Source organism: Cupriavidus sp. C1SS-2L, assembly GCF_057073735.1.
In genome coordinates this window covers 2,979,575-3,006,336 of the sequence record NZ_CP172708.1, presented here as the reverse complement: position 1 = coordinate 3,006,336, position 26,762 = coordinate 2,979,575, and the positions used below count along the sequence as shown (strand labels likewise).

The window sequence follows — 26,762 nt, the reverse complement described above, 5'->3', positions numbered from 1 at the left end:
CAGCCAACCGCATGCAGCCGGCGACGCGCCTACTTCTTCACCACGTGTTTGTTGGCCTTATTGCCGGTGGCTTCGTTGTACTTTTCCACATACTCCTCGAAGAGCTTGCGGATCGAGCGGCCGATTTTCGCGTAGTCCGATTCGTTCAGGTTGGCCAGCGATACGCGGCCGGACGGATGGCGCGTACCAAAGCCACGGCCTGGCAGCAGCACCACGCCTGCATCTTCAGCCAGGCGGAACAGCAGCTCATTGGGCTCCACCGAGGCGAGCACCCATTTCACGAAGTCAGGACCGAGCGCTTTGCCGCCCAGCGCCTCGATGTCGAGCAGCGTGTAGTAATCCACGGCATTCGGATCGTCCGCCTCCGGCGCGATGCCAATTTCGCGATACAGCGCAGCCTTGCGGTTCCGGATCAGCCGCTTCATGGCGATCTTGTAGTTGTCGGGCGTGTCCATCAGAGAGAACAACGAGAACAGCACCATCTGTACCTGCTGCGGCGTGGACAGGCCGGCCGTGTGGTTCAGCGCCACCGTGCGACTGTCGGCCACCAGGCGGTCGATGAATTTAAGCTTGTCCGGCTCGGTGGTGATCGACGTATAGCGTTCGTGCAGCTCCTTGCGCGCGGCATCGGGAAGCGCGGCGATCTTTTCGTCGAACACGTTGTCGCGGTGCGTGGCAATCACGCCGAGCCGCCAGCCGGTCGCGCCGAAGTACTTCGAGAACGAGTACACCAGGATGGTGTTCTTCGGGCACATCGCAAACAGCGAGACGAAGTTGTCAGCAAAGGTGCCATACACATCGTCGGTCAGGATGATCAGGTCGGGACGTTCCTCGATGATTGACGCCAGGTACTCGAGACTTTCATCGCTCATGCGTACCGAGGGCGGGTTGCTCGGATTGACGAGGAAGAAGGCCTTGACCTTCGGGTCGCGCAGCTTGTCGAGTTCCTTGTTCGAGTACTGCCAGCGTTCGCCGGGATCGGCCTCGACCGAAAGCTCGACGAGCTTGTAGTCGTTCAGTTCCGGGATCTCGATGTACGGCGTGAAGATCGGCATGCCCAGCGCAATGGTATCGCCGGCCTTGAGCAGGTGGTTTTCGCGGATCGAGTTGAACAGGTACGTCATCGCCGCGGTGCCGCCTTCGACCGCGAACAGGTCGAACTCGCCGATGAACGGATGGTTGCCGATCATCTCCTTGCGGATGTACTGGCCCACGATGACCTCGGACAGCTTCAGCATGCGGTCCGGCACCGGGTAATTGCAGGCCAGGATGCCTTCGCACATTTCATAGAGGAAAGCGCCGGCGTTCAGCCCAAGCTGGTCGCGCACATAGGAGACGGCTCCGGCCAGGAACGAGACGCCCGGCACGTGCGCGAACTCGCGCGCGAACAGGTCGAAGCGTTCCTCGATGCCTTCGCGGCGCGGGAAGCCGCCTACGCCTTCGGGCATGTACGAGAACGAACGCTCCGATTCGCGCATGGCGAACAGGCCGAGTTGCCAGAAGCCGTGGCGCGGAATCGTGGCGAGGAAATTGGGGTTGCCGCGGCCCGCGTTCAGCATCAGGCGGTCCGCATCGCTGCTGGCAAGCTTGATCAGTTCATCCTTCAGTTCGAACGGCGAGAGGCTCGCCAGCTTGGACATATCCGGTTTGGTCATGACTTGCTCCTGTTAAGACGCTTGTCGGGTTGGCGCTGGCGGGCCGGGAGGGAAGGGCGGCCCGCGCAGCAGGAAGAACGGTGAAACGACGTGACCGCTAGACGAGGCCGACCACCAGCGGTCCGAGCAGCGTCAGCAGCACGTTGGCAATGGCGTAGGTGATGGCGAAGGGCACGGTCGGCACCGGGCTCTCGGCCTTGTCGAGAATGCCGCCGAAGGCGGGGTTCGCACTGCGCGACCCGGACAGCGCGCCCGCGAGCAGCGCGGCGTTGTCGTACTTGAGCACGTAGCGGCCGAAGAACATGGTCAGGAACAGCGGCAGCAGCGTGACCACGGCACCAAGGATGAAGATGGTCAGGCCTTGCTGCTTCAACGTGGTAGCAGCCTGCAGACCCGAGTTGATGCCGACGATGGCCACGAACGCAGCGAGCCCGAAGTCCTTCAGCAACTGGCACGCGGCAGTCGGCATCGCGCCGAACATCTTGTGCTTGGATCGGGCCCAGCCAAACACCAGGCCGGAGAGCAGCGCACCACCGCCGGCGCCGAGCGTCAGCGGGATCGAGCCGATGCGCCATACCAGCAGGCCGATCAGCAGACCCACCAGCACACCGGCACCGAAGTAGACGAAGTCCGTCTTCTCGGTGGGCGCCAGTTCGTACCCGGCCATCTGCGCGGCACGCCTGGTATCGGCCGGCGTGCCGTACAGCGTGAGGATGTCGCCATGCTGCAGCTTCAGTTCTGGCAGCAACGGCAGCGGGTTGTCGTAGCGCTCGATATGCTCGATGTACACACCGTGGCGCATGTCGCGCCCCACCATCTCGACGATCTCCGCGACCGTCTTGTTGTTCATGCCCTTGGCGGTGAACACCACCTTGCGCGTCTGCATGACGACGCCCATGCCTTCCACATCGGCGACTTCCTCGCCGATCAGCGCGGCCGTGGGCACCATGGCGTCGCGGCGGCCCACCAGCAGCACCAGGTCACCGTCCTTGAGCACGATGTCCTGCTTGACCTCGAGCGCCTTGCCGCCGCGCTGGATCTTCTCCACCGTGACGAGATCCTCGCCGCCGATCTCGATATGCGAAACGGTCTTGCCCGCAGCGCCGCCCACGCGGAAAAGCCGGCCCACTAGCCGCGGCAGCGCACCGCGCTGGTTCGGGCCGAACTGCGGCAGCCCGCCGTGCAGCTGCGCTTCCATCTTCTTCGCGTCTTCCTTCAGGTCGGCTTTCATGAAGCGCGGCAGGATGTTCACGCAAACGATGATCGCGCCGAGAGACCCAAACACATATGTCACCGCATACCCTATTGCAACGTTTGCCTGTAGTTGCTTCACCTGGTCCGGTGGCAGCCCAAGCTTGGTGATCGCATCACCGGCCGTACCGATGATGGCCGACTGCGTCATGCCACCTGCGGCCAGGCCTGCGGCGATGCCCTTGTCGAGATCAAAGATCTTGGCCAGCACCACCACCGTGACCAGGCCGCATACCGCCATGAACACCGCCATGGCGATCTCGCGCAGCGAGCTGCGGTTCAGCGAGTTGAAGAACTGCGGGCCGCTTTCGTAGCCGACCGCATAGATGAAGACGGCGAACATCACCGCCTTGACGCCATTGTCGATCTGGACGCCGACCTGGCTGATCAGCACCGCGGCCAGCAGCGAGCCCGCCACGCCACCAAGCTGGAAGCGCCCGAACGTAATCTTGCCGATGGCATAGCCGACGGCCAGCGACAGGAATAGCGCTGATTCCGGCGATTTCTGGAAAATGTCATGCAACCATTCCATGAGGGCCTCCTGTTGCGATGGGAGCGGGTTGAGACTGCAGGGCTGAATGTGCTGCCCGGTTGGTGAAACGTGTTCTCAGTCGCGGGGCATCAGTGCCTCGCCAGGGCGCCCGCCATGGCCACGGAAATCGGCCCCAGCAGCGGAAGCAGGACATTGGAAATCGCATACGTGATCGTGTAGCCGATCACCGGGGTGCCGTTGCCGGCCGCGCTGGTCAGCGCCATGATCGTCGGCGTGCTGCAGTGCTGGCCTGCGACGGCGCCGAGCAGGATCGGCGTGTCCAGCTTCAGCCAGCGGTGGCCGATGAACAGCGAAATCGCGGCCGGCACCACGGAAACCAGGATGCCCGCGACGGGCAGGATCAGGCCGTACTCGCGGATGAGCGTGATCGCATCGGGTCCGGCGGACAGGCCGACTGCGGCAATGAACGTAGCGAGGCCGAAGTCCTTCAGGATCGCGGCCGCGGAGGAGGGCAGCGAGCCGAACAGCGGCATGCGCGCGCGCAGCCAGCCGAAGATCAGGCCCGACACGAGGCAGCCGCCGCCGGTCCCCAGCGTGAGATCGGCCTGACCGAACTTGACGCTGAACGCACCGATCAGCATGCCTAGCAGCACGCCGATGCCCAGGAACACGAAATCCGTCTTGATCGTCGGCGTGACCGCGTAGCCGAGTTCCGGCACCACGCGCTGCACGGCTTCCTGCGGTCCGCTCAGCGTCAGTACGTCTCCACGCTCGAGCACCGTTTCCGGCAGCGTGGGCACCCGGTGCTGCATGCGCGAGATACGCTGGATATAGACACCGCGGCCCATGCCGACGTCGGCCATCTGGCGCAGCCGGGCCAGCGTCAGTCCGCGGATCTCGCGCCGCGTGAGCAGCACGTCCTGCTCGTTCTGCACGGCTTCCATGCCGGGCTCTTCAGGCAACTCGGTGCCGACGTAGCCGGCGAAGGCCACCATTGCATCGCGCCGGCCGACTGCGAGCACAACGTCACCGGTGCGCAGCAACTCGGCGGGCGATGGCCGGAAGGTCTCGCCATCGCGCCGCACGCGCCGTATCGTTGCGCCGAGCGCGACCAGTTGCTCCGCTTCCAGCACCGTCTTGCCCGCGACGCGTTCCACGCGCAGCACGCGACCGACCAGCAACGGCAGTGCGCTGCTCTGGCCTTCGCCCAAGTCGTTCTCGCCGCCGAGCTTCTGCCACAGCCTTTCCGCCGATTCGCGCAGGTTCACGCGCAACAGCCACGGCGCGAGCTGGCTCGTGAACAGCACGATCGAGATCAGGCCGAACAGGTACGTCACGCTGTATGCGGTGACGATATTGGTCTGCAGCACGCGCACCTGCTCGGAAGAGATGCCGAGCCGGGAAATCGCTTCGGAAGCGGTGCCGATCACGGCCGATTCGGTCGCGGCGCCGGCGAGCAGGCCGGCGGCCGTACCCTGGTCCAGGCTCAGCAACGGTACGGCGATCGCAAGCAGTGCCAGGAGTACAAAGGCTTCCACGAGCGAGAGCAATCCGATGCGCCATTCGCGCCCGACATTGGCGAAGAACTGCGGGCCACCGGTGAAGCCGAGCGCAAAGATGAACACCGCGAAGGCAACGTTCTTGACGTCGTTGTCGAGACGCGCCCCGCTTTGCCCGATCACGAGCGCGGCGATCAGCGTGCCGCAGATGCCGCCGAGCTGGAATGGCCCGAAACGGATCGCGCCAATCGCATGGCCGACCGCGAGCGCGAGGAAGAGCGCGATCTCCGGTTGGGAGGCAAGCAAGTCTGAAAGCAATTCCATTGCGCGGCAACGATATCCCTGGTGCGTTCAGCGTGGCGCGGATACATGCCGTCGAAACTGGCCGTGAGAAACGTACGGTCAGGCGAGCAGCCAGTACGCGTCCGCATCCGCCTGGATGCGGCGCGATGGATTATCACTGTCGAGTTGTGGCCGGCGTAGTGAAAGCTTTTGTCTGTGATTTAAACGCCGTCAATGGCTGCTGCACTGCATCGCGGTGCGGTGCAGTGTGGGCTGGAGATGCTTGTGCCGTGCTTCACCCAATCGGGTGTCGCACGGCTGTCACGGTGTCGCGCTTATTTGCCTCCGGCAAGGCGCGCGTCGATATGCTTGGCGCGCTCAAGCGAGCCCGGGTGGGAACTCAGCATGCTTGACTGCCCGCCATCGAGCGAGGCCAGCTTGCGGAACGCGGAGGCAAGCGCTTGGCGGTTTGCACCGTTCTTCGTCAGCAAATCGAAAGAATAGTCATCGGCGGCACTTTCCTGCCGTTGGGAAAACTGCGCGTTGATGAACTGCTCACCAAGGTCCGCGATCTGCGATGACGTCAGCGCGGTAAGCGTCGGGTTCCCCAGCGCGCCCAGCGCGCCGCGCGCAGCCGACGTGCCGTAGGCAACCTGCATGGCGGCCTTGGTATGCCCCAGCGCGACGTGGCCGATTTCGTGCCCGACCACGCCGCGGACTTCATCGTCGGTCATCAGGTCCATGAGGCCGCTGTAGACACGCACGCAGCCGTTGGCCATGGCCCAGGCATTGACGTCCTTGGTCATGTAGACCTTTGCATCAAGCGGCAGGCCGGTATTGCCCAGGCCGCTCATGACGTTGGCGAGCCGTTTCGTGTAGGTGCTGTCGGCTGCGGCGATGGTGTTCTTCTTGTCCATCTCCGCGCATGACTGGTCGGACAAGGTCTTGACGTTGGCATCGGACAGCGAGGCGGCAGAAAACAGGCTGCCGCCCGCCTGCGTCATGCTGTCCATGTTCATGTTGGCGCAACCGGCCTGCAGGGCAATGCAGGCAAGGGCAGGGACGGCATATCGTGCATATCGCGTCATGGCTGGGGCTCCGTGGCGGGATTGACCAATGCATAGCATAGGAAAACCGTGGGCGGATGCGCCAGTGGATTCCGTCCGACACGCAGGGCGGCGAGTGGGTCGCACGGATGTGGTGCCGGGGATACCGGCCGTCTCGCGTGCATCGACGAGGCGGCTAGGCGTTTCGCGCGATCGTGCGGGCTGTGCTCGGCGCTTACGCGGCCTTCAATGCGACCCGCTGGTTTGCCGCGAACAGCGGCACAGCGCGGTCGGCCGCGAGCCGGATACGCTCGAGCAGCGCGGGGCTCTGCACCGTGTGGCCCGCGAAATCCGAGGGGCTCGCATAGACCCCGATGGGCAGTGTCAAAGCCTGTAGAAATCCAAAGAGCGGCCGCAACTGGTGCTCGAGTACGAGTGCGTGTCGGTCGCTGCCGCCGGTGGCTGCCAGCAGCACGGGCTTGTCCGTGAGAGCTTCCTGGCCGACGAGGTCGAACAGGTGCTTGAAGTGTCCCGGATACGCGCCGCGATAGACCGGCGCCGCGGCGATGATGAGATCGGCGGATTCGAGCGCCTGCAGTTCCGCCTCGATCGTGGGCGGCAGTTCCGTGCGCCAGAGGGCGCCGCCGAGGGGGCGCGCGATATCGGCAAGGCTGATGACGCGAGCGTCGACATGCAGCCGTGCGTCGAGCGCGCCGATCAGCGCGTGGACCAGCGCTAGCGTGCGCGAGGGTTGCTGGGTACTGCCGTTGACTGCAACGATCTTCAGGGGCTTGGGCACGATGGATTTCCGGTGATGTGTTGTTGATGGCGGCGACCGCGTCAGGGTATCGAGACGATACTGCGGAGGGCCCGCCATGCAAACGACGCGTTCGTTCTATCCATAGGCGATCGGCGCACATAAGGGCATGCGCTTTTGATTGTTGATTGCCGGGTTGTCGAAATGGGGATCATCCACTTGGCGTGTCATCGCTGAAGCGAAGTGGCGACCCCATGACAACAAGCCAAGCAGTTCTGCCGTTCTGAGGCCTTCCGCACAAACGTCATCATCCTTTGGTATGGAGCGGCATTTGGTTGTTGCTAGACTCAGACAACCAAATCGTTCCCCACCCCCGTCCCAGAACAGGAGGCAACATGACTACGGCTGTCACTTCCACACGTTCCGTGCTGGCGCAACGATTCAAGCAAAGGCTGAAGCCGTTGATTCCGGCATGGGTGTTGAAGTTCCATCGCGACCGTGTGATACGCAGGGAAGGCTCGATGTATGAAGGCAAGCCGCTGGGCGAAGTGTTCACCCATGTGTACAAGACCGGCGCTTGGGGCGTAGCGGAAGATCAGTCCGGGTTCTATAGCGGCAGCAGTTCTCATGACCCGAAAATTGTCGAGCCGTATGTGAAGGCAGTGACCGAGTACCTGAGTGCACTGCCCGAGCGGCCGACGGTCGTGGATCTGGGCTGCGGCGATTTCAACGTCGGCAAGCGCATCCGGTCTGTATGCGGACGCTATATGGCGTGCGACGTGGTCGATGCGGCGATCCAATCGAACCGCACGCGTTTTTCCCATCTCGACGTCGACTTTCGTTGCGTGGACATCACGACCGACCCGTTGCCACCGGGCGATATTGTGTTCCTGCGCCAGGTGCTGGACCACCTGGACAATGTGCGCATTGCCACCGTGCTATCGAAACTGGGGCCGTACAAGATTCTGATTCTGACCGAATACCTGCCCCTGGGATCCAGTTTCACGCCCAATCTCGACAAAGCGATCGGCTCGCACCTGCGCCTGTTCGGGGAACAACCGAGTGGACTAGTCCTGACTGCGCCGCCATTCAATATGAAGGTGCTGTCCGCGCGGATCCTCTGCGAAGTGCCCGACAGCGGTGGAGTCATCCGCACAATCGCCTACGAATTGCCGGGACGCTGAGCGTGTGGAGTGGATGGATTTCCGTGGACTGCTTCGGAAGAGTATGTGGTGCCCGGGGTCGGACTCGAACCGACACGCCTTGCGGCGGGGGATTTTGAGTCCCCTGCGTCTACCTGTTTCACCACCCGGGCAGGTGTGGGCGCCGGAATCGGCACCGCGCTGAGCCGCGAATTATGCCGGAAATTGCCTCTGGCGACAACCTGAGGCCGTTCACCGACCGCGCCGTTCGTTGGTGTGGCGGCTGCGGTCGTAGTATTCGGGCGGTTTGCGGGCGATCCAGCGGATGAAGTCGGCCATGGCCGGGTGGCGCCGCAGCGCTTCCCAGTCATGGAAACTGCCGGCCAGCTCGGCCTCGGTAAAGACCGAATGAATCTTCTGGTGGCAGACGCGGTGCATCGGTACGGTGTCGCGGCCGCCGTGGCTGCGCGGGACGGGGTGGTGCAGGTCGGTACTCGGGCCCGCCACGAGTTCCCGGCCGCAGAGCGGACAGCGGCCTGTGGCGGCCTCGGGGTCGGGGTCAGGCGGGCCGAGCTGGTCATGCCGGCCGGCCCGGAGACTGCGTTTGACGACCATGTGGCGCGTCCGGTGAGTGGGTATTGGTACGGATATCCGCGCGAGCCGGGCAGGGGCTAGCATGCCAGGGTTTGCCACCTTGTCGAGCCCGCCATGCCCGCACAATCCTCCCTGTCCAGCCTGGCCCGGTTGCCTTCGCAGGACCCGGCCTTTTACGAGCGAGAATACAACAACCGTGCGCGCGTGCCCGACAACGCCGAGCACATGGCGCGCTGGGCGGGGCTGTCGGCGGAGGTGCGGGCGCGTGGCGGCTATCAGGAGGATCTGAGCTACGCGGCGCCCGGTGCGACCCATGCGCAGGACCAGCGGCTCGACTACTTCCCGGGCACCGGCGAGCGTCCGCCGCTGCTGGTCTTCGTGCATGGCGGCTATTTCCGCGCGCTGGACAAGCGCGACCACAGCTTCGTGGCCAGCGAGTTGCCGCGGCTCGGCGTATCCGTGGCGGTGGTGAACTATTCGCTGTGCCCGTCCGTGACGGTGCCCGCCATCGTGCGCCAGGTGGTGGGCAGCGTGGCGTGGCTCTACCGGCAGTCGGAACGGCTTGGGCATGACCATTCCCGCATCTTCGTGGCGGGCCATTCGGTCGGCGGCCACCTGGTGGCCATGTTGATGGCGGCGCTATGGCCACAGGTCGGGCCGGATTTGCCGGATGACCTGGTCAAGGGCGGCCTGTCGATCAGCGGCCTGTACGACCTCGAACCGCTGCGGCGCGCCGATTTCCTGCAGCGCGACCTGCGCCTGTCCGAGGAGGACGTGGCGCGCCTGTCGCCGGCGTTCATGCAGCCCGCGACGAACGCGCCGCTGGTGACGGCCGTCGGCGAACTGGAAGCGGCCGAGTACCACCGCCAGAACGCGCTGATCCGAGCGGCGTGGCCGGCCAATGCGGCGCAGGATGTGCCGCTGCCGGGCCGGCACCATTTCAACGTGATGGACGACCTGGCCAATCCCGACAGCACGCTGCTGCGCGCTGTCCTGACACTGACGGGCGTCAGGACGTAATCGCTCTCAGTTTTCCAGCACGCGCAGCAGGGACGAGGTATCGTCCTTGCCCCAGCCGTGTTCCATCAGCGACTTCAGCTGCGCTGAAGTTGCCTGCATGGCCGGCAGTTTCAGGCCGATTTCCTGCGCGATATCGCGCGCGAGCCCGAAGTCCTTGTCGTGCAACCGCGCCTCGATGCCGGCTGCGAACTCGCGCTCGACCATCTTCGGGCCCATCAGGTCCAGCATGCGGCTGCCCGCAAAGCCCGTGGAGATCGCCTGAAGCACCCGTCCGGTGTCGACCTGCTGTGCAGCGGCAAAATGCATCGCCTCCGCGATGCCTTCGATATTGACCACCTGCACGATCTGGTTGCACAGCTTGGCCACCTGGCCCGCGCCGTTGCCGCCGATGTAGGTGATGCTCTTGCCGAGCAGCGCCAGCAGCGGGCGCACGCGCTCCAGCACTTCCGGCTTGCCGCCGACCATGATGGTCAGCGTGGCAGCCTCGGCGCCGGCCGTGCCGCCCGACACCGGGCAGTCCAGTGCGTCGATGCCGCGCGCGGCCAGCGCCGTGGCGATCTCGCGCGTGACAATCGGCGAGATGGTGCTGTGGTCGACGCATACGGTTCCGGGCGCGGCGCCGTGGATCACGCCGTTCTCGCCGAGAAGCACCTCGCGCACGTCCTCGGACGAGGTCACGTTGGTGAACACGACGCTCGCGCCGCGCGCCGCTTCGGCGGGCGTGAAGAACGGTTCGGCGCCGAGCGCGCGGGCGGCTTCGGCCGCCTCAGGGCGGCGCACGAATGCGCGCACCGTGTGGCCCGCGGCCAGCAGGTGGCGGACCATGTGCGAGCCCATGGCGCCCAGGCCGATGAAGGCGACGGTAGTCGATTGCGTTGCAGTCATGTCAGAACTTCCTTGTTGCGAATCCGGCAGCCGCCTCGCACCGGATCACTGGTCCGGCGCGTAGGCGAACTTGCCGTTGCGGATGACCCCCATCACGCGCGAACGCTGGTCGAAGCCCTGGTGATCCTTGGCCGACAGGTTCAGCACGCCGTTGGGGACGGTGAGATTGTTGGTCGTTTCCAGCGCATCGCGCAGCGCATGGCGGAATGCGGGCGTGCCGGGCTGTGCTCCGGTCTTGAGCGCGCGGCGGCTGGCGTCGTCGAGCAGTTGCCACGCGCCCCAGGCGTCGCCGGCGAACTGGGTAACGGTGTCCGGGCCGTACTTCCCTTCATACTGGTTGACGAAGGACAGGGCGACCTTCTTCACCGGATGGCCGTCCGGCAACTGGCGCGCCACCACTACCGGGCCGGTCGGGAACAGCGTGCCTTCCACGTCCTTGCCGCCCATGCGCAGGAATTCCCACGAGGCGATGCCGTGGGTCTGGTAGACCTTGCCCTTGTAGCCGCGCTCGCCCAGCGTCTTCTGCGGCAGCACGGCGGGCGTGCCGGCGCCGGCGATCAGGATCGCATCCGGATTGGCAGCCATCAGCTTGAGCACCTGGCCGGTCACCGAGGTATCCGCGCGCGAGAAGCGCTCGTTGGCCACCACCTTGATCTTGCGCAGATCCGCCAGCCGCGAAAACTCGCGCCACCAGCTTTCGCCGTAGGCGTCATTGAAGCCGATGAATCCGACCGATTTCACGCCATGATTGCTCATGTACTCGGTCAGCACGGTCGCCATGTGCGAGTCGTTCTGCGGCATCTTGAAGGCCCAGCGCCGCTTCGGGTCGCTCTGCGGCTCGACGATGGTGGCCGAGGCGGCCAGCGTGACCATCGGCGTTTCGCCCTCGCGAATGGCGTCGAGCGAGGCCAGCGCCGTGGCGGTGATGTTGGGGCCGACGATCACGTCGACCTTGTCCTCGGAGATCAGCTTGCGCACGTTGCGCACGGCGGCGGACGGGTCCGTCGCGTCGTCCAGCACGATGTAGTGCGCCTTTTGCCCGCCAAGCGTCTGTGGCCACATCAGCACGGTGTTCTTGGATGGAATGCCGATCGACGCCGCCGGCCCGGTGGTGGAGACATCGACGCCGACGTGGATATCGGCAAGCGCGGCATTGGCAATCAGTGCGGTGGCGGACACGCAGGCGATGACGAGCGCGCGGCGCAGCGGGTTGGGCATGGTTCTCCTCGGTATGTGTTTTCTTTTTCTCCGCCGCTTCTCTCCCCGGTGGGAGAGAGAAGCAGTCAGGCAGCAAGCATAGCGAAGTGGCAGGTGATCCGCATTTGGCGCATTCCCGCTGTTTCGCGGCTTACTTGGCGCCAAGCCGCCAGAGCGAGGTCACCTCTGCCGAGCGCGCCGCATGCAGCGGATCGGCAGCGTCCGCGGCGCGCGGGTGGCGCGGGCGGATGTCGGAATGGCCCAGCACGCGCAGCCCGGCTGCATCGATCCAGCCGAGCAGCTGCTCTCGCGAACGCAAGCCGAGGTGCTCGGCCAGGTCGGACAACAGCAGCCAGCCTTCACCGCCCGGTTCCAGGTGGGCCGCCAGGCCGTCCAGGAAGCCGCGCAGCATGGCGCTGTCGGGGTCATAGACCGCACGCTCCACGGGCGAACTGGGCCGCGCTGGGACCCACGGCGGGTTGCAGACGATCAGCGGTGCGCGGCCTTCGGGGAAGAGGTCGGCGGTGATGATTTCCACCTGCTTGTCGTAGCCGAGCTGCGCAATGTTTTCACGGGCGCAGGCGAGCGCGCGCTCGTCCATGTCCGTCGCCACCACGCGCTGTACGCCGCGCCGGGCCAGCACGGCCGACAGCACGCCGGTGCCTGCGCCAATGTCGAAGGCCAGCGTCTTGGCCGGCAGCGGCTCGTTGGCGACGAGATCCACATACTCGCCGCGCACCGGCGAGAACACGCCGTACCACGGGTGGATGCGTGCGTCGAGCGCAGGGATCTCCACGCCCTTGCGGCGCCATTCATACGCGCCGATCATGCCGAGCAGTTCGCGCATGGACGCCACATAGGGTTCGGCGGCACTGCCGTAGACCTGCTCGCAGGCCTGGCTGACCTCTGGCGCACGGCGCAGCGGCAGCGTGTGGCCGGGCTCGAACGGCAGCAGCAGCATGCCCAGCGTGCGTGCGCGCTGGGACTGGGCCAGCCGGTGCTGGTGGAAGGCTTCGGTCGCCGAGCCTGCGGCGTGCTTGTGGCCGGGCCGGCTCTTTTTCTTCGGCTTGCGCTCGGTGCGCCGGGCCATGGCCTGCAGCAGCTGGCGCGCATTCTGGAAGTCGCCACGCCACAGCAGCGCGGTGCCTTCGCAGGCGAGGCGGTAGGCGGTATCGGCCGATGTGGTGTCATCGGCCACCACGACGCGGCGCGGTGGTGGCAGGCCGGCTTCCGAGCGCCAGCGCGCGCTGTGTTCGACGCCGTCTTCGGTCCAGTGGATCTGCGGAAAATCACTCACAGGCGGGCCTCCGGCTGCGCGCGGCACACGAGTGCCAGGGAAATGTTCATGAATTTTGTCCTGCTATATAGAGAGGGAAGGGCGTAGCCGCCCCGTTCAGAGTTCGTACGCCTCGTGGTCGCCCGACATCGCCTGTTCGACCAGCTTGCGGTTCAGCGTGGGCGAGAACAACTCGATGAAGGTATAGACGAAGCTGCGCAGGTAGGCGCCCTGCTTGACGGCCAGATGCGTCACATTGGTGCCGAACAGGTGCCCGGCGGGAATGCCGCGCAGGTTGCGGTCGCGCTCAGCGTCATAGGCAAGCCCCGCAACGATACCGATGCCGAGGCCGATCTCCACATAGGTCTTGATCACGTCCGCATCGATCGCTTCCAGGATGATGTCAGGCTGCAAGTGCCGCAGCTCGAACGCCTTGTTGATCTTGGGCCGCCCGGCAAAATTCGGGTCGTAGGTGATGAGCGGGTAGCTCATCAGGTCTTCGAGCGCCAGATGCTTTTTTTCCAGTAGCGGGTGATCGGGTGGCGTAATCACCACGTGCTGCCATTGGTAGCCAGGCAGGGAGACCAAGGTCTTCTCGTGGGTGATGCCTTCGGTGGCGATGCCGATATCCGCCTGGTCATGAAGCAGCATGTCGGCAATCTGCGAAGGATTGCCCTGCTGGATCGACAGCCGGACCTTCGGGTAGCGCTTGGTGAACTCGCTGATCACGCGCGGCAGCGCGTAGCGCGCCTGCGTGTGCGTGGTCGCAATGGTGAAATTGCCCTGGTCCTGTGCCGCATAGTCCATGCCGACACGCTTGAGGCTTTCCACCTCCTGAAGAATTTTTTCCACCGAGTTCAGGATGCGGCGCCCCGGCTCCGTCAGGCTGCGGATGCGCTTGCCATGGCGCGTGAAGATATCGACGCCGAGCTCTTCCTCCAGCTCGATGATGGCCTTGGACACACCGGGTTGTGATGTGTAGAGCGCTTTGGCGGCCTCCGTCAGATTGTAGTTCTGGCGTACCGCCTCACGCACAAAGCGAAACTGGTGCAGGTTCATATAACTCGGGTCGTATAAACAAACAACTTCTTATTAGTTTGAGGTATGAGGCCAGTTTATTACGATTCTCGAACTTTGTTAATGAACGGCCAGCCCGCATTGCGCCCGCAGTCACCACCCTGAAAGTGACGCCGGCAAGACGGACGGGCCCAGCCAAGCCTCCACATGTCCCTTGCCTATACCGTTTCCGGTCTGCTCGTAGGCGTCCTCGTCGGTCTGACCGGGGTGGGCGGGGGCTCGCTCATGACGCCGCTGCTGACGTTGCTGTTCGGATTCTCGCCGGCCACCGCCGTGGGTACCGACCTGGCCTTCGCGGCGATCACCAAGGGTTTCGGCACCATCGCGCATCGCGCCCACGGGCACGTGCAGTGGCAGGTCGTGCGCCGCCTGTGCATCGGCAGCCTGCCGGCCGCTGTGGCCGCCATCCTCGTCCTGAAGAACGCCGGCGAACTGAATGCCCAGTGGCTGCATGTGATTCGCGTGACGATCGGCGTGTCGGTGCTGCTGACCGTGCTGTCGCTGCTGTTCCGCAAGCAGATGCTGGCCTGGCTCGAGCGCAATCCGCGCTTCCAGCTGCATGGCCGTGCGCAAGTGATTGCGACCATCGTGGTCGGCGCCGTGATCGGCGTGCTGGTCACGGTGTCGTCGATCGGCGCCGGCGCGGTTGGCGCGACGCTGATCCTGCTGCTGTATCCGCAAATGAAGCCGGCCGAAGTGGCTGGCACCGATATCGCCTACGCCGTCCCGCTGACGGCGCTGGCCGGGCTGGGCCACGTATGGCTTGGCACCGTCGACTGGAATCTGCTGCTGTCGCTGCTGGTGGGCTCGATCCCCGGCATCTGGCTGGGCGCGCAATTGTCGCGCGCGCTGCCCGAGCGGCTCGTACGCGCGGCCCTGGCCACCACGCTGACGCTGGTCGCCATCAAGCTCGTCTCCTGAATTCAACGAATACTGAACGGACCCACACCATGTATCAGTACGATCAATACGACCAGCGCATCGTCAACGAGCGCGTTGCCCAGTTCCGCGACCAGGTGCGCCGCCGCCTGTCGGATGAGCTGACCGAGGAAGAATTCCTGCCGCTGCGCCTGCAGAACGGCCTGTACATGCAGCGCCATGCGTACATGCTGCGCGTGGCGATCCCATATGGCCTGCTGGCTTCGAAGCAGCTGCGCAAGCTGGCCCATATCGCACGCGAGTACGACCGCGGCTACGGCCACTTTTCGACGCGCCAGAACATCCAGTACAACTGGATGGAACTCGAGCGCGTGCCCGACGTGCTGGCCGAGCTGGCCAGCGTCGAGATGCACGGCATCCAGACCTCGGGCAACTGTGTGCGCAACATCACCACCGATCACTTCGCCGGCGTCGCGCCGGACGAGTCGGTGGACCCGCGCGTGCTGGCCGAACTGCTGCGCCAGTGGAGCACGTTCCAGCCCGAATTCGCCTTCCTGCCGCGTAAGTTCAAGATCGCCATCTCGGCCTCGAAGGACGACCGCGCCGTGGTGCAGATGCATGACATCGGCATCTACGTGTACAAGAACGACGCCGGCGAGACCCGCATCCGCGTGCTGGCTGGCGGCGGCCTGGGCCGCACCCCGATCCTCGGCACGATCATCAAGGACGATCTGCCGTGGCAGCACATGCTGACCTACGTCGAGTCCGCCATCCGCGTGTACAACCGCTATGGCCGCCGCGACAACAAGTACAAGGCGCGCATCAAGATCCTGGTGAAGGCCATCGGCGCCGAGAAGTTTGCCGAGGAAGTCGAAGAGGAATGGCAGTACAGCAAGGACGGTCCCGGCACGCTGACGCAGGACGAGTTCGATCGCGTGGCGCAGTACTTCACGCCGCCGGCCTATGAAAAGCTGGCCGACACTGACGCCTCGTACGAAAAGCACCTGCTCGAGGACAAGGCCTTCGCGCGCTGGGTCAGCCGCAGCGTGCACGGCCACAAGGTGCCGGGCTACGCCGCCGTGACGCTGTCGACCAAGCCGGGTCCGGTCTCGCCTCCGGGTGACGCCACCGCCGAACAGATGGAAGCCGTGGCCGACCTGGCCGACCAATTCGGCTTCGGCGAGCTGCGCGTGGCGCACGAGCAGAACCTGGTGCTGCCGGACGTGAAGAAGCACGACCTGTACGACCTGTGGCAACTCGCGAAGAAGGCCGGCCTGGCTACGGCCAACATCGGCCTGCTGACCGACATCATCGCCTGCCCGGGCGGCGACTTCTGCTCGCTGGCCAATGCCAAGTCGATCCCGATCGCGCTGGCCATTCAGGAGCGCTTCGACAACCTGGACTTCGTCCATGACCTGGGCGAAGTGTCGCTGAACATCTCGGGCTGCATCAACGCCTGCGGCCATCACCACGTCGGCAACATCGGCATCCTCGGCGTCGACAAGGACGGTTCGGAGTGGTACCAGGTCACGCTCGGCGGCGCGCAAGGCAACAGCACGGCGCTGGGCAAGGTCATCGGCCCGTCGTTCAGCGCAGAGGAAATGCCGGACGTGATCTCGCGCATTATCGAGACCTTCGTGGCGAACCGCATCGAAGACGAACGCTTCATCGAGACCGTGAACCGGATCGGCATCGCCCCGTTCAAGGAGCGCGTGTACGCCGACAAGCAACCGCGCGAGCGCGCAGAAGCCTGAGGACCGGAGAAACAGACATGGCAAAGATTATTCAACTGCAACGTACGGCCGACGCCGTCACCCCGGTCATCGTCGAAGACAGCTGGACCGTGCTGCGCGGCGCCGAAGGCCAGCCGCTGACCGAGGAGCAGATCGTCGCCGCGGTGCAGAGCCAGGACGCTGTCCTGTTCCCGCTGACGGTGTGGAAGTCGCATGAAGGCCTGCTGGCCGGCCGTGCGCGTGAGCGCACCGGCGTGTGGCTCGCGCCCGAAGACGAGCCGGGCGATGCCCAGGCGCTGTTCGATGGCGTGGCCGTGGTGGCGGTGGACTTCCCGGTGTTCCGCGATGGCCGTGGTTTTTCTACGGCTTACCTGCTGCGCACCCGCTATCAGTGGAAGGGCCAGCTGCGCGCCATCGGCGACGTACTGCGCGACCAGCTCAACTTCATGAAGCGCTGCGGCTTCGACACCTTCGCGGTGCGCGCCGACAAGAACATCGACGACGCGATCAAGGGCTTCACCGAATTCACCGTGACCTACCAGGCTTCGGTCGATGAGCCGCTGCCGCTGTTCCGCCGCGCACGTGCCGAGGTTGGCGCAAGGGAATCGGCATGAGCGGCCTGAGCGACATCGCAGTCGTGGATGGCGGCGCGCCGGCATCGGCGCTGCGTCCCACGCTGTGGACCATGCCCGAGTACACGGGCAGCCTGGCGGACCTCGACGAGAAGGAACGCGAGCTGTCGGCCCGCCTGGCCGGCATTGCCGCACGCTTCTTCCGCGCGCGTTTTGCCACTAGCCTTGCTGCCGAAGACATGGTGCTGACCGACGCGATCCTGCGCGGCACGCCGGCCGTGCGCGCGGGCATCCGCGTGTTCACGCTGAACACGGGCCGCCTGCACGCCGAAACGCTGGCTGTGCTGGACGAGGTGAAGGTGCATTACGGCTACACCGTCGAGCAGTTCACGCCGGACACCGAGGCCGTCGAGAACTACCTGAAGAAGCATGGCCTGAACGCGTTTTACGACAGCATCGACCTGCGCAAGGATTGCTGCGGCATCCGCAAGGTCGAGCCGCTCAACCGCGCGCTGTCGCACGCGGACGCCTGGATGACCGGCCAGCGCCGCGAGCAAGCCGTCACGCGTTCCGAACTGCCGTTCGAGGAAATGGACGAAGCTCGCGCCATCCCGAAGTTCAATCCGCTTGCGGACTGGACCGAGGCCGAGGTGTGGGCATACCTGAAGCGCCACAACGTCCCGGTGAACGCGCTGCATGCCAAGGGCTACCCCAGCATTGGCTGCGAACCTTGTACGCGTGCGGTGCGCGCGGGCGAGGACCTGCGCGCCGGGCGCTGGTGGTGGGAGAGCAAGGACTCGAAAGAGTGCGGGCTCCACGAACAGAACATCAAGCATTGACGCATTGAAGCATTCGAGGCCGAACGACATGGGCATCATGAACGACATCGCAAGCGCCACCAGCAGCGTGGCGCACTTGCTGCAGGTACAGAACGATCACCTCGACCGCCTGGAGGCCGAGTCGATCTACATCATCCGCGAGGTCGTGGCCGAGTGCCGCAACCCGGCGCTGCTGTTTTCGGGCGGCAAGGATTCGATCGTCATGCTGCACCTGGCATTGAAGGCCTTCCGCCTCGGTGACCGCAAGATCGAGCTGCCGTTCCCGCTCGTGCACATCGACACCGGCCACAACTATCCGGAAGTGATCCAGTTCCGCGACCAGCGCGTGGCCGAACTCGGCGCGCGCCTGGTGGTGGGCCATGTGGAGGATTCCATGAAGCGCGGCACCGTGCGCCTGCGCAAGGAAACCGATTCGCGCAACGCCGCGCAGGCCGTGACGCTGCTCGAAACCATCGAGGCGCACCAGTTCGACGCGCTGATGGGCGGTGCCCGCCGCGACGAAGAGAAGGCCCGCGCCAAGGAACGCATCTTCTCGTTCCGCGATGAATTCGGCCAGTGGGACCCGAAGGCCCAGCGCCCCGAACTGTGGAGCCTGTACAACGCCCGCATGGCGCAGGGCGAGCAGATGCGCGTGTTCCCGATCTCGAACTGGACCGAACTCGACGTGTGGCAGTACATCGCCCGCGAGAAGCTGGCCCTGCCGCCGATCTACTACGCGCACCAGCGTGAAGTCGTGCGCAAGAACGGCCTGCTGGTGCCGGTGACGCCGATCACGCCGAAGCAAGATGGTGACGTCAGCGAAACGTTGTCGGTCCGCTTCCGTACCGTCGGCGACATCAGCTGCACCTGCCCGGTGGCCAGCGAGGCCGATTCGCCCGAAGCGATCATCGCCGAAACCGCGGTGACCGAAATCACCGAGCGGGGTGCCACGCGCATGGACGACCAGACCAGCGAGGCGTCGATGGAGCGCCGCAAGAAGGAAGGCTATTTCTAAGCCGACGCAGCCAAGGATTCAGAACATGACTCACCAATCTACCCATCAGGGCCTGCTGCGTTTCATCACCGCGGGTTCCGTCGACGACGGCAAGAGCACGCTGATCGGCCGCCTGCTGTTCGACAGCAAGGCCGTGCTGTCGGACCAGCTGACCGCGCTGGCCAACGCCAAGAACAAGCGCACCGCCGGCGAGCAGATCGACTTCTCGCTGCTGACCGATGGCCTGGAAGCCGAGCGCGAGCAGGGCATCACGATCGACGTGGCGTACCGCTACTTCTCGACCGCGCGCCGCAAGTTCATCATCGCCGATACGCCGGGCCACGAGCAGTACACGCGCAACATGGTCACGGGCGCCTCGACCGCGCATGCGGCCATCGTGCTGGTCGATGCCACGCGAGTGACGGTCAAGGACGGCCGCGCCGAACTGCTGGCCCAGACCAAGCGCCATTCGGCCATCCTGAAGCTGCTGGAACTGCAGCACGTGATCGTGGCCGTCAACAAGATGGACCTGGTCGAGTACAGCGAGCAGCGTTTCAACGAGATCCGTACTGCCTACACCGAACTGGCCGAGCAACTTGGGCTGAAGGACGTGCGTTACGTGCCGGTGTCGGCGCTGCGCGGCGACAACATCGTGCACGCCAGCGACGCCATGCCGTGGTACCAGGGCGAGTCGCTGTTGCCGCTGCTCGAAGCGCTGCCGGTGGAAGAAGCCGCTCCGGAAGGCGATGCCGCCCTGCGTTTCCCGGTGCAGCTGGTGATCCGCCAGGACGGTTCGCAGTCGGACGACTTTCGCGGCTATGCCGGCCGCGTCGAAGCGGGTACCGTGCGCGTCGGCCAGAAGCTGCGCGTGCTGCCGGCCAACCGCGAAGCGGTGGTGGCCGAAGTGCTGACGCCGAACGGCTCGGCCGATTCCGCCAGCGCTGGCGACACCGTCACGGTGCGCCTGTCCGAGGACGTCGATGTGTCACGTGGTGACATGTTCGTCGCCGCCGATGCGACCGCCGCTTCCGCGAAGAAGCTGCAAGCCGACTTGTGCTGGTTCGACGATGAATCGCTGAACCCGTCGCGTAAATATGTGCTCAAGCACACCACGGCCAGCGTGTTCGCGCGCGTGTCGTCAGTGGACCGCGTGCTCGACGTGCACACGCTGTCGCACGAGACCGGCCGCCACGACATCCGCCTGAACGACATCGGCTCGGTGCAGCTTTCGCTGCAGAAGCCGATCGTGTGCGATGCCTACGGTGACAACCCGGCGACCGGCGCGTTCGTGCTGATCGACGAGGCAACCAACCACACGGTCGCCGCGGGCATGATCCGTGCATACTCCTGAGCATCAGGACACACGTCACGCGAGGCAAGGGGCAGATGATGGACAAGGCAGGCAAATCGACCGGCAAGGTCTACCTGATCGGGGCGGGCCCCGGGGCGGCGGACCTCATTACGGTGCGCGGTGCACGGTTGTTGGGCGAAGCCCAGGTCGTGCTGCATGACGCACTGGTGTCGCCCGAGATGCTGGCCTGGTGTCCGCAGGCCAGGCTGGTGGAAGTGGGCAAGCGCTGCGGCAAGCGTTCGACGGCACAACTGTTCATCAACCGCCAGATCATCGACATGGCGACGAAGTACGAGCGCGTGGTGCGTCTCAAGGGCGGCGATCCTATGCTGTTCGGCCGCGCCGATGAGGAACTCCAGGCGCTGGAAGCGGCTGGTATCGCGTACGAGGTGGTGCCCGGCATTACCGCGGCACTCGCGGCCGCGTCGGCCATCGCCAAGCCGCTGACCAAGCGCGGCGTGTCGCGCAGCGTGGCCTTCGCCACGCAGGCCAAGGCCGCGGATGGCACGGAAGTGCCGGCATCCGCCGCGGACATCGAAGCAGATGTGCGCGCCGATACGCTCGTGTACTACATGGGCCGCGACCAGGCCGCGGCCATCGCCGCGCAGCTGATCGCCCACGGCAAGGCGCCGTCGACGCCGGCATGGGTGGTCGAGGCGGTCAGCACGCCCCACCAGCGCAGCCATGCCTTTACGCTGCAGCAGATGGCGGCGGGCGAAGCAGCCGGCTGGATCGACCCGTCGCATCCGAGCCTGCTGATGATCGGCGCGGCGCTGGCGGCGCGCGCGACCGAGCCGGTGACGCGCGATGTAGCCGCGACGATCTCGGCAAAGGCGGCCTGAAATCAGTTTATGCGGAACCGCGAAAGCCGGGCATATGCCCGGCTTTTTGCTATTCAGGTCCGCTGGCGCAGCGCATCGACACTGAAGCGTCCGCCACCCGCCATCATCGGCACCAGCAGCAGCATGCCCCAGTACAGGTGACTCTGGATCGCTGCCGGGCATTCAAAGGTCCATAGCTGCGGGTAAGAGAGCACCGCCATGGCATTCACCGCGAACAGGCCCAGTGCGGCTGGCCGTGAGAACAGGCCCGCGAACAGCAGCAGCGGGAACGCGAGTTCACCGAAGGTGCCAGCCATTGCCGCCAGTTCCGGCGGCAACACGGGGACGTGGTATTCGTCGCGGAACAGGGCCAGCGTCGTGCCCCAGTCGTGCAGCTTGAGCCAGCCGGAGGCCAGGAACTGCCAGCCGACATAGACGCGGATCAGCAGCAGGACGGCCGACAATCCCCAATCGCCGAAGAATCCGGCAGTACGTTGCAGCGGCGCCGACACGAACTGGGCAGGGCTGATGGCTTTCATGATCGGGTATCTCCTTCGGTGGGGTGAGGACTTGCCAGACACAGGAGGCCTGTCTCCAGCCATGCCGCGAGCGTGCTGGCGGCATCGAACGACGGGTCCGCGCTGGCCGCTTGCCAGAGCAGGTCGCCAAGGGTTGTGGGCTGCTCGCGCAGCCGGTCAAGGACGTCCACCTGCGCTGGCGGCATGGCGATGACGCTCACGCGCCAGCGCGGACGGATCACCATGCCGTGGCTCGGCGTGTCGGGACACTCAGGGAGCGGCGGCCCGCCAGACTGGTGCGCCTGCCAGATCGGCACAGCCGCCCACGCAGCAGAGAACGGCTGTGCGCAACGGCACAGCGTCACGGCAAGCGCGGCGACGTCGGCGGGTGCCATCGATTGCAGCATGGCGGCGTCGAGCATGACATCGTCGGCGGCGTAGTAGGCCATGTGGCACAGCCATTCGAGCCGGGCGACGTCGGGCAGGTAAGGGTAGGGCGCCACCGGGCCGAACGTTGCCAGGAACGCCGGGAAGGATTCGCCATAGCGATGCAGGTCCGGATCGCGCGACGGATGCGTTTGCCCGTAGGCGTGGCTGAGCCCTTCGAAGAAGGCGTCGCCCATCAGGGCGAGGACTACCGGATAGGCTGCGCGCAATACCTTGAGCGCCGTTTCGTGTTGGTTGCCGCGGTAGTAGCCGATGCGGTCGCGCGCCTGTGCCGTGTCGCCTGCAAATATCGACAGGCTTGCCGCGGTCGGCTCGGTGTCGATGATGGCGTTGGCGAACGCCTGCTGGAGCGTGTCAGGCGCACGCATGGTCATGCTCCGCGAGCGCCGATGCGGCTTGCGACAGTGCGCGTTGCCGCTCGTCGAGCAGCACGTCAAGCGCCGGAATGTCCGTGTCCCATTCGATCAGCGTGGGCACGCTGGGCATGCCATCGCCTGCGAAGCGTTGCACGGCGTATGCATAGAGCGACCACACCTCCGGGGCGACGCGCGCGCCGTGATGGTCGATCAGCACGCTGCCATCGGCCAAATGGCCGGCAAGGTGGAACTCGCCAACGGTTCCCGCCGGCAATTGCGCAAGCATGTCGATCGCGGCGTGCGCATCCTCGCCGTGGTTGAACTGGTTCACGTAGAGGTTGTTGATGTCGAGCAGGATGCCGCAACCGGTACGCTGCGCGAGCGCGGCGAGGAACTGTGCCTCGCTCATCTGTTCATCACGAAAGCGCAGGAACGTCGATACGTTCTCGACCAGCATGCGTCGCCGCAGTACGGACTGCATCCGGTCCACGCGTTCGCATACGAGGGCGAGCGCTGCCTCGGTCAGCGGCAACGGCAGCAGTTCGTTGAACTGGTGGCTCCCGATGCGGTTCCAGCACAGGTGTTCGGATACCAACGCCGGTTCGATGCGCGCTACCAGGTCTGCGATGCGGGCAAGGTGGGGTGCGAACGCGTCGCCGCTGGCGGAGCCCAGGCCCAGCCCCACGCCGTGCAGGCTGACCGGATAATCGGCGCGCAATGCGGTCAGGACCTGGAGGTCCCTCCCGCCCGCGCCGAGGTAGTTTTCCGTATGCGCTTCCAGCCAGCCAAGCGCGGGACGCTGCGCGAGCAACTCGGCATAGTGCATGGCGCGCAGGCCGATACCGGTGCCAAGGTCGCCGCCGCCGTCCCGCTCAACGAGGGATGTGGGCATGATGGACTCCGCCGCGGACCGTACTTACATCGCCTTGACCGTGCCCCCCATCTTTTCGCAGCTTCCCCTGGCCACGTACTTCCAGCTCTTGGGGTCGTTGTCCTTCTTGGACTGGCCCGCACAGGAGTGGCTCCCGGCTGCGCTGGCGCAGTCATTCTGGCCGGCCTTGGCGATGCCAAAGCACTTTTCCTTGTCCATGTTCTTGTCCATGGCATCGGCGGCATGGCCGATGCCCGAGGCGAACAGTCCGGCCAGCGCGACGGCGACGAGTGCGGTTTGCTTGTTCATGGTTCTCTCCTGGTGCAGGTGGATGGCCGCATGCATGGTCCACGTTTGTCCACGTTGGTCCCGCGCGGCGAACCGTCAGCGACGGTCTGCACGGTAGTCGGCGTGGCCCCTGCGTTCCTTACACGCGGTGGAGAGATTTTTTTTGGGAATGCTTTCCGGACCTGAGAGCGGTGCGGTCGGCGTGGGTGCTGGTCAGGCCTGGCCGGATGCCGCAGGCGAGAGGGATGCTGCGCAGTACGCCGCAATCGCGTCGAGGACGCTGTCGGCTTCGCCGACGGCCGTGGCGCAGCGGATCGAGAGCGCGGGGTATTGCTGCCGGCATGTATCGATGAGCGCGGGCAGGTCGCGCCGCAGATGCCCGCCCTGCCCGAAGAATACCGGCACCACAGTGATCTCGTCGACGCCCGCGGCGGCCAGTTCGGCCAGCGCCTCGGGCAACTGCGGGGACATCAGTTCCAGGAATGCCAGCCGCACAGGTGTGCCCGGCAGCGCCGCGGTGAGCTTCTGCACCAGCCGGTCAAACGGTTCACGCCAGCGCACGTCGCGCGCCCCATGCGCAAACAGGACCAGGGCCTGGCGGACGGGCGTGGTGTCGGTCTGCGACATGGCGGTGTCCCTTGCGTTAGTGACGATCGACCCAGCGCAGGGCCGTCAACGCCAGCAACAGGTACAGGGTGCCGGGTACCAGCGCCGAAACGATAGGCGGCCACGTATGCAACAGCCCCACGTGCGAGAACAGCGTATTCGACAGGTGGAACGACAGCCCCAGCATGATGCCGCCAAACACCTTGACGCCCACTGCGCCGGCACGCGCGTGCAGGTAGGCGAAGGGCAGGGCCAGCGCCATCATGACGAACAGCGTCAGCGGATAGACCACCTTCTTCCAGAACGCAATCTCGTAGCGCTGCGTGTCCTGCTTGTTGTCGCGCAGGTGCCGGATATAGCGGAACAGGTCCAGCGTCGACATGCGTTCGGGTGTGACCAGCAGCACGGACAGGATCTGCGGGGTCAGCTCGGAATGCATCGTGACGCTCGGGAACCGAACCTGTTCGGCGCGGAACTCCGGTGCCAGGCCATCGCGCGAGGCGGTGCCCGGCTGACGGAGTTCCGAGAATCGGGTCTCGTTGACGTCGCTCAGCAGCCACGACTGCGCGCCCTGGTACCGGCCTTCCTTCACCACGCGGATGACGCGCAGACGGTACTGGGCATCGAATTCATAGACCGTGATGCCCGTGATGGTCTGGTCCGGCCGCAGTCCGGCCACATTGACAAAGCGGGTGATCTCGCCGCCGGCCGGATCCTTGTCGCGGTCCTTGACCCATACGCCGGAGCGGAAGCCTGACGAGACGGTCGCACCGATCGCCTCCAGCTTGATCTTCTGCGCGAACTGCTCGGCCCGCGGGCCGATGAACTCGCCAAAGATGAAGGTGATGAGCGCCAGCGGCACGGCGAGCTTGAACAGCGAGAACAGCGCCTGGCGCGTATTGAGCCCCGCCACGCGGAAGATGGTGTACTCCGACTGGCTGGCCAGTTGCGAGAACACGTAGATCGCGCTGATCAGCACAGCAATCGGCAGGACTTCGTAGATGCGCGTCGGCGCCTGCAGCAGGACGTGCACGAAGGCGATCAGCGAGGTGTACTTGCCGTTGACGTTCTCGAGCTCGCTGAGCAGGTCGAAGAAGACGAACAGCGACAGCACCGCGAACAGGATGAAGACGAACACCCCGTAGACCTGGCGCGCAAAGTAGCGCTCATAAACACGCAGCAGCCTCATGCCGTGCCTCCCTTGGCGGGCGCCGGGCGGCGGCCGAACACGGCGCGCCAGCCACCGAGGCTGCGGTTCTGCCGGTAGCGGAACATCAGCAGCGCGGCCAGGAACGCCACCGCGTGGATCGGCCACCAGGCCAGCCAGAACGGGATCGAGCCTGAACGCACCCAGGACTGGGCCAGGTTGATCAGGTTGCTGTAGGTCAGGTAGATCAGCACCGCGAAGACCAGCGGCGTGTAGCGGCCGAGCCGCGGGTTCACGTAGGCCAGCGGGATGGCGATCATCACGAAATTGAAGGCAAGGATCGGCAGCGAAATGCGCCAGAGCAGTTCGCCCAGGTTCTCAAGCGTGGGTTTGCGCAACAGGTCGATGGTGTCCCGGCTCTTGGGCGGCTGCTCGTTGGCGCTTTCAGGTGGCTTGTTGTCCACCTTGACCGCATAGCGCTCGAATTCGACGATGCGGTAGTCGATCTGGCCTGGCGTGCCGGCATAGCGGCGGCCGTTCTCCATGACCACCATGCGGTCGCCGTTGGGCATGGTTTCGAAGGTGCCCTGGTGTGCCAGCGCAACCCCGATCTTGTTGGCCTCGGCATTGGCGACGAAGACGTTGCGCGCGTACTTCATGTTGCCGTCGATGCCTTCGATGAACAGCACATAGTTGCCGTTGGACGGTTCAATGAAGCGCCCGGCGGCGATCATCGACAGCACGCCGCGCTGCTCGAAGCGGTCGCGGAACAGCGTGCTCTGCTGGTTGGCCCAGGGCCAGGCGAACAGGCCCAGCAGCAAGGACAGCAAGATGAACGGCGCCGCGAACTGCAGCACCGGCTTGACGAGGTCGCGCAGCGAGATGCCGGCCGAGAACCAGACCACCATCTCCGAGTCCTTGTACCAGCGCGTCAGCACGATCAGCGTCGAGATGAACAGCGTGGCCGAGAGCAGGATGGACAGGTAGCCGATGGTGGCCAGGCCGATCAGGATCAGCACGTCGTTGGGACTGGCCTTGCCATTGGCAGCCAGGCCCAGGATACGGATCACAAGCGACGTGAGCATGAAGGTTAGCATCACCAGGAACACCGCGCCGGCGGTGTAGGCGAGCTCGCGTCGCAGGGCTTGTTGAAAGATCATGCGGTGTCGGTTCCGGTCTGCCGGCCG

26 protein-coding genes and 1 tRNA gene are annotated in these 26,762 nt (G+C 65.1%); 9 read left to right on the top strand and 18 right to left on the bottom strand.

The window, feature by feature from the left end:
* Positions 1–29 precede the first annotated feature (29 nt).
* The 5 genes from ACIGJG_RS13920 to msuE form a co-directional block, all read right to left on the bottom strand.
* Positions 30–1,655, bottom strand: coding sequence for a bifunctional aspartate transaminase/aspartate 4-decarboxylase (locus ACIGJG_RS13920; protein ID WP_011298857.1), 1,626 nt, complete (start codon positions 1,653–1,655; stop codon positions 30–32).
* Between the two features lie 97 nt (positions 1,656–1,752).
* A complete protein-coding gene (aspT, locus tag ACIGJG_RS13915) occupies positions 1,753–3,438 on the bottom strand; it encodes an aspartate-alanine antiporter (protein ID WP_011298856.1) in 1,686 nt (561 codons plus the stop codon).
* An 89-nt stretch (positions 3,439–3,527) separates the two neighbouring features.
* Entirely contained in the window at positions 3,528–5,222 is a 1,695-nt protein-coding gene (gene aspT, locus ACIGJG_RS13910; RefSeq protein WP_224000975.1) for an aspartate-alanine antiporter, read from the bottom strand.
* Between the two features lie 293 nt (positions 5,223–5,515).
* Positions 5,516–6,268: a metalloprotease LoiP gene (gene loiP / locus ACIGJG_RS13905; RefSeq protein WP_011298854.1), complete on the bottom strand. Its 753-nt coding sequence runs from the start codon at positions 6,266–6,268 to the stop codon at positions 5,516–5,518.
* Positions 6,269–6,461: 193 nt separating this feature from the next.
* On the bottom strand, positions 6,462–7,025 hold the full coding sequence (msuE, locus tag ACIGJG_RS13900) for an FMN reductase (protein WP_483672441.1): 564 nt from the start codon (positions 7,023–7,025) through the stop codon (positions 6,462–6,464).
* Positions 7,026–7,378: 353 nt separating this feature from the next.
* Between msuE and ACIGJG_RS13895 the strand changes: the two genes are divergently transcribed.
* Complete coding sequence (locus tag ACIGJG_RS13895) at positions 7,379–8,167, top strand: class I SAM-dependent methyltransferase (RefSeq protein ID WP_011298852.1); 789 nt, start codon at positions 7,379–7,381, stop codon at positions 8,165–8,167.
* Positions 8,168–8,213: 46 nt separating this feature from the next.
* Here ACIGJG_RS13895 and ACIGJG_RS13890 read toward each other — a convergent pair.
* A tRNA-Leu gene (locus tag ACIGJG_RS13890) sits at positions 8,214–8,298 on the bottom strand.
* Positions 8,299–8,377: 79 nt separating this feature from the next.
* Positions 8,378–8,740, bottom strand: coding sequence for an HNH endonuclease (locus ACIGJG_RS13885; RefSeq protein ID WP_140951130.1), 363 nt, complete (start codon positions 8,738–8,740; stop codon positions 8,378–8,380).
* A gap of 93 nt (positions 8,741–8,833) precedes the next feature.
* Here ACIGJG_RS13885 and ACIGJG_RS13880 point away from each other — a divergent pair, with 93 nt between their 5' ends.
* Positions 8,834–9,739, top strand: a complete 906-nt coding sequence (locus ACIGJG_RS13880) for an alpha/beta hydrolase (RefSeq protein ID WP_011298850.1) — start codon at positions 8,834–8,836, stop codon at positions 9,737–9,739.
* Positions 9,740–9,745: 6 nt separating this feature from the next.
* Here ACIGJG_RS13880 and ACIGJG_RS13875 read toward each other — a convergent pair whose 3' ends face one another.
* From ACIGJG_RS13875 to ACIGJG_RS13860, 4 genes are all read right to left on the bottom strand, one after another.
* Positions 9,746–10,624: an NAD(P)-dependent oxidoreductase gene (locus ACIGJG_RS13875; protein WP_011298849.1), complete on the bottom strand. Its 879-nt coding sequence runs from the start codon at positions 10,622–10,624 to the stop codon at positions 9,746–9,748.
* Positions 10,625–10,669: 45 nt separating this feature from the next.
* The gene (locus ACIGJG_RS13870; protein WP_140951128.1) at positions 10,670–11,842 is read right to left on the bottom strand and encodes an ABC transporter substrate-binding protein; all 1,173 of its coding nucleotides are present in this window, start codon (positions 11,840–11,842) and stop codon (positions 10,670–10,672) included.
* A 130-nt stretch (positions 11,843–11,972) separates the two neighbouring features.
* A complete protein-coding gene (locus ACIGJG_RS13865; protein WP_011298847.1) occupies positions 11,973–13,118 on the bottom strand; it encodes a methyltransferase in 1,146 nt (381 codons plus the stop codon).
* A 96-nt stretch (positions 13,119–13,214) separates the two neighbouring features.
* Positions 13,215–14,156, bottom strand: coding sequence for a CysB family HTH-type transcriptional regulator (locus tag ACIGJG_RS13860; RefSeq protein ID WP_011298846.1), 942 nt, complete (start codon positions 14,154–14,156; stop codon positions 13,215–13,217).
* Positions 14,157–14,321: 165 nt separating this feature from the next.
* On the opposite strand from ACIGJG_RS13860, the gene ACIGJG_RS13855 reads away from it, so the two are divergent.
* Genes ACIGJG_RS13855 through cobA form a run of 7 tightly spaced genes read left to right on the top strand, consistent with a single transcriptional unit; the run spans position 14,322 to position 21,363 of the window.
* Positions 14,322–15,095 carry a sulfite exporter TauE/SafE family protein gene (locus ACIGJG_RS13855; protein ID WP_011298845.1) on the top strand — a complete coding sequence of 258 codons (774 nt, stop codon included), beginning with the start codon at positions 14,322–14,324 and terminating at the stop codon, positions 15,093–15,095.
* A gap of 29 nt (positions 15,096–15,124) precedes the next feature.
* Positions 15,125–16,807, top strand: a complete 1,683-nt coding sequence (locus ACIGJG_RS13850) for a nitrite/sulfite reductase (protein ID WP_011298844.1) — start codon at positions 15,125–15,127, stop codon at positions 16,805–16,807.
* 17 nt (positions 16,808–16,824) lie between these two features.
* Positions 16,825–17,400, top strand: coding sequence for a DUF934 domain-containing protein (locus ACIGJG_RS13845; RefSeq protein ID WP_011298843.1), 576 nt, complete (start codon positions 16,825–16,827; stop codon positions 17,398–17,400).
* Entirely contained in the window at positions 17,397–18,197 is an 801-nt protein-coding gene (locus ACIGJG_RS13840) for a phosphoadenylyl-sulfate reductase (protein WP_011298842.1), read from the top strand. Before ACIGJG_RS13845 ends, ACIGJG_RS13840 begins: the two co-directional genes overlap by 4 nt.
* A 28-nt stretch (positions 18,198–18,225) precedes the next feature.
* A complete protein-coding gene (gene cysD / locus ACIGJG_RS13835; protein ID WP_011298841.1) occupies positions 18,226–19,191 on the top strand; it encodes a sulfate adenylyltransferase subunit CysD in 966 nt (321 codons plus the stop codon).
* Positions 19,192–19,216: 25 nt separating this feature from the next.
* A complete protein-coding gene (locus tag ACIGJG_RS13830; RefSeq protein ID WP_011298840.1) occupies positions 19,217–20,521 on the top strand; it encodes a sulfate adenylyltransferase subunit 1 in 1,305 nt (434 codons plus the stop codon).
* Positions 20,522–20,559: 38 nt separating this feature from the next.
* The gene (gene cobA / locus ACIGJG_RS13825; protein WP_011298839.1) at positions 20,560–21,363 is read left to right on the top strand and encodes a uroporphyrinogen-III C-methyltransferase; all 804 of its coding nucleotides are present in this window, start codon (positions 20,560–20,562) and stop codon (positions 21,361–21,363) included.
* Positions 21,364–21,416: 53 nt separating this feature from the next.
* On the opposite strand, the gene ACIGJG_RS13820 is transcribed toward cobA, so the two are convergent.
* The 7 genes from ACIGJG_RS13820 to lptF form a co-directional block, all read right to left on the bottom strand.
* Positions 21,417–21,881: a DoxX family protein gene (locus ACIGJG_RS13820; protein ID WP_140951124.1), complete on the bottom strand. Its 465-nt coding sequence runs from the start codon at positions 21,879–21,881 to the stop codon at positions 21,417–21,419.
* Positions 21,878–22,675: an HvfC/BufC family peptide modification chaperone gene (locus ACIGJG_RS13815; RefSeq protein WP_245001885.1), complete on the bottom strand. Its 798-nt coding sequence runs from the start codon at positions 22,673–22,675 to the stop codon at positions 21,878–21,880. The genes ACIGJG_RS13820 and ACIGJG_RS13815 overlap by 4 nt, the downstream gene beginning before the upstream one ends.
* The gene (bufB, locus tag ACIGJG_RS13810) at positions 22,662–23,555 is read right to left on the bottom strand and encodes an MNIO family bufferin maturase (RefSeq protein ID WP_011298836.1); all 894 of its coding nucleotides are present in this window, start codon (positions 23,553–23,555) and stop codon (positions 22,662–22,664) included. The genes ACIGJG_RS13815 and bufB overlap by 14 nt, the downstream gene beginning before the upstream one ends.
* A 24-nt stretch (positions 23,556–23,579) precedes the next feature.
* Positions 23,580–23,843: a BufA1 family periplasmic bufferin-type metallophore gene (locus ACIGJG_RS13805; protein WP_011298835.1), complete on the bottom strand. Its 264-nt coding sequence runs from the start codon at positions 23,841–23,843 to the stop codon at positions 23,580–23,582.
* A gap of 192 nt (positions 23,844–24,035) precedes the next feature.
* Complete coding sequence (locus ACIGJG_RS13800; protein WP_011298834.1) at positions 24,036–24,449, bottom strand: sirohydrochlorin chelatase; 414 nt, start codon at positions 24,447–24,449, stop codon at positions 24,036–24,038.
* 16 nt (positions 24,450–24,465) lie between these two features.
* Positions 24,466–25,617, bottom strand: a complete 1,152-nt coding sequence (lptG, locus tag ACIGJG_RS13795) for an LPS export ABC transporter permease LptG (RefSeq protein ID WP_011298833.1) — start codon at positions 25,615–25,617, stop codon at positions 24,466–24,468.
* Positions 25,614–26,735: an LPS export ABC transporter permease LptF gene (gene lptF, locus ACIGJG_RS13790; protein WP_140951116.1), complete on the bottom strand. Its 1,122-nt coding sequence runs from the start codon at positions 26,733–26,735 to the stop codon at positions 25,614–25,616. The genes lptG and lptF overlap by 4 nt, the downstream gene beginning before the upstream one ends.
* Positions 26,736–26,762: the final 27 nt, after the last annotated feature.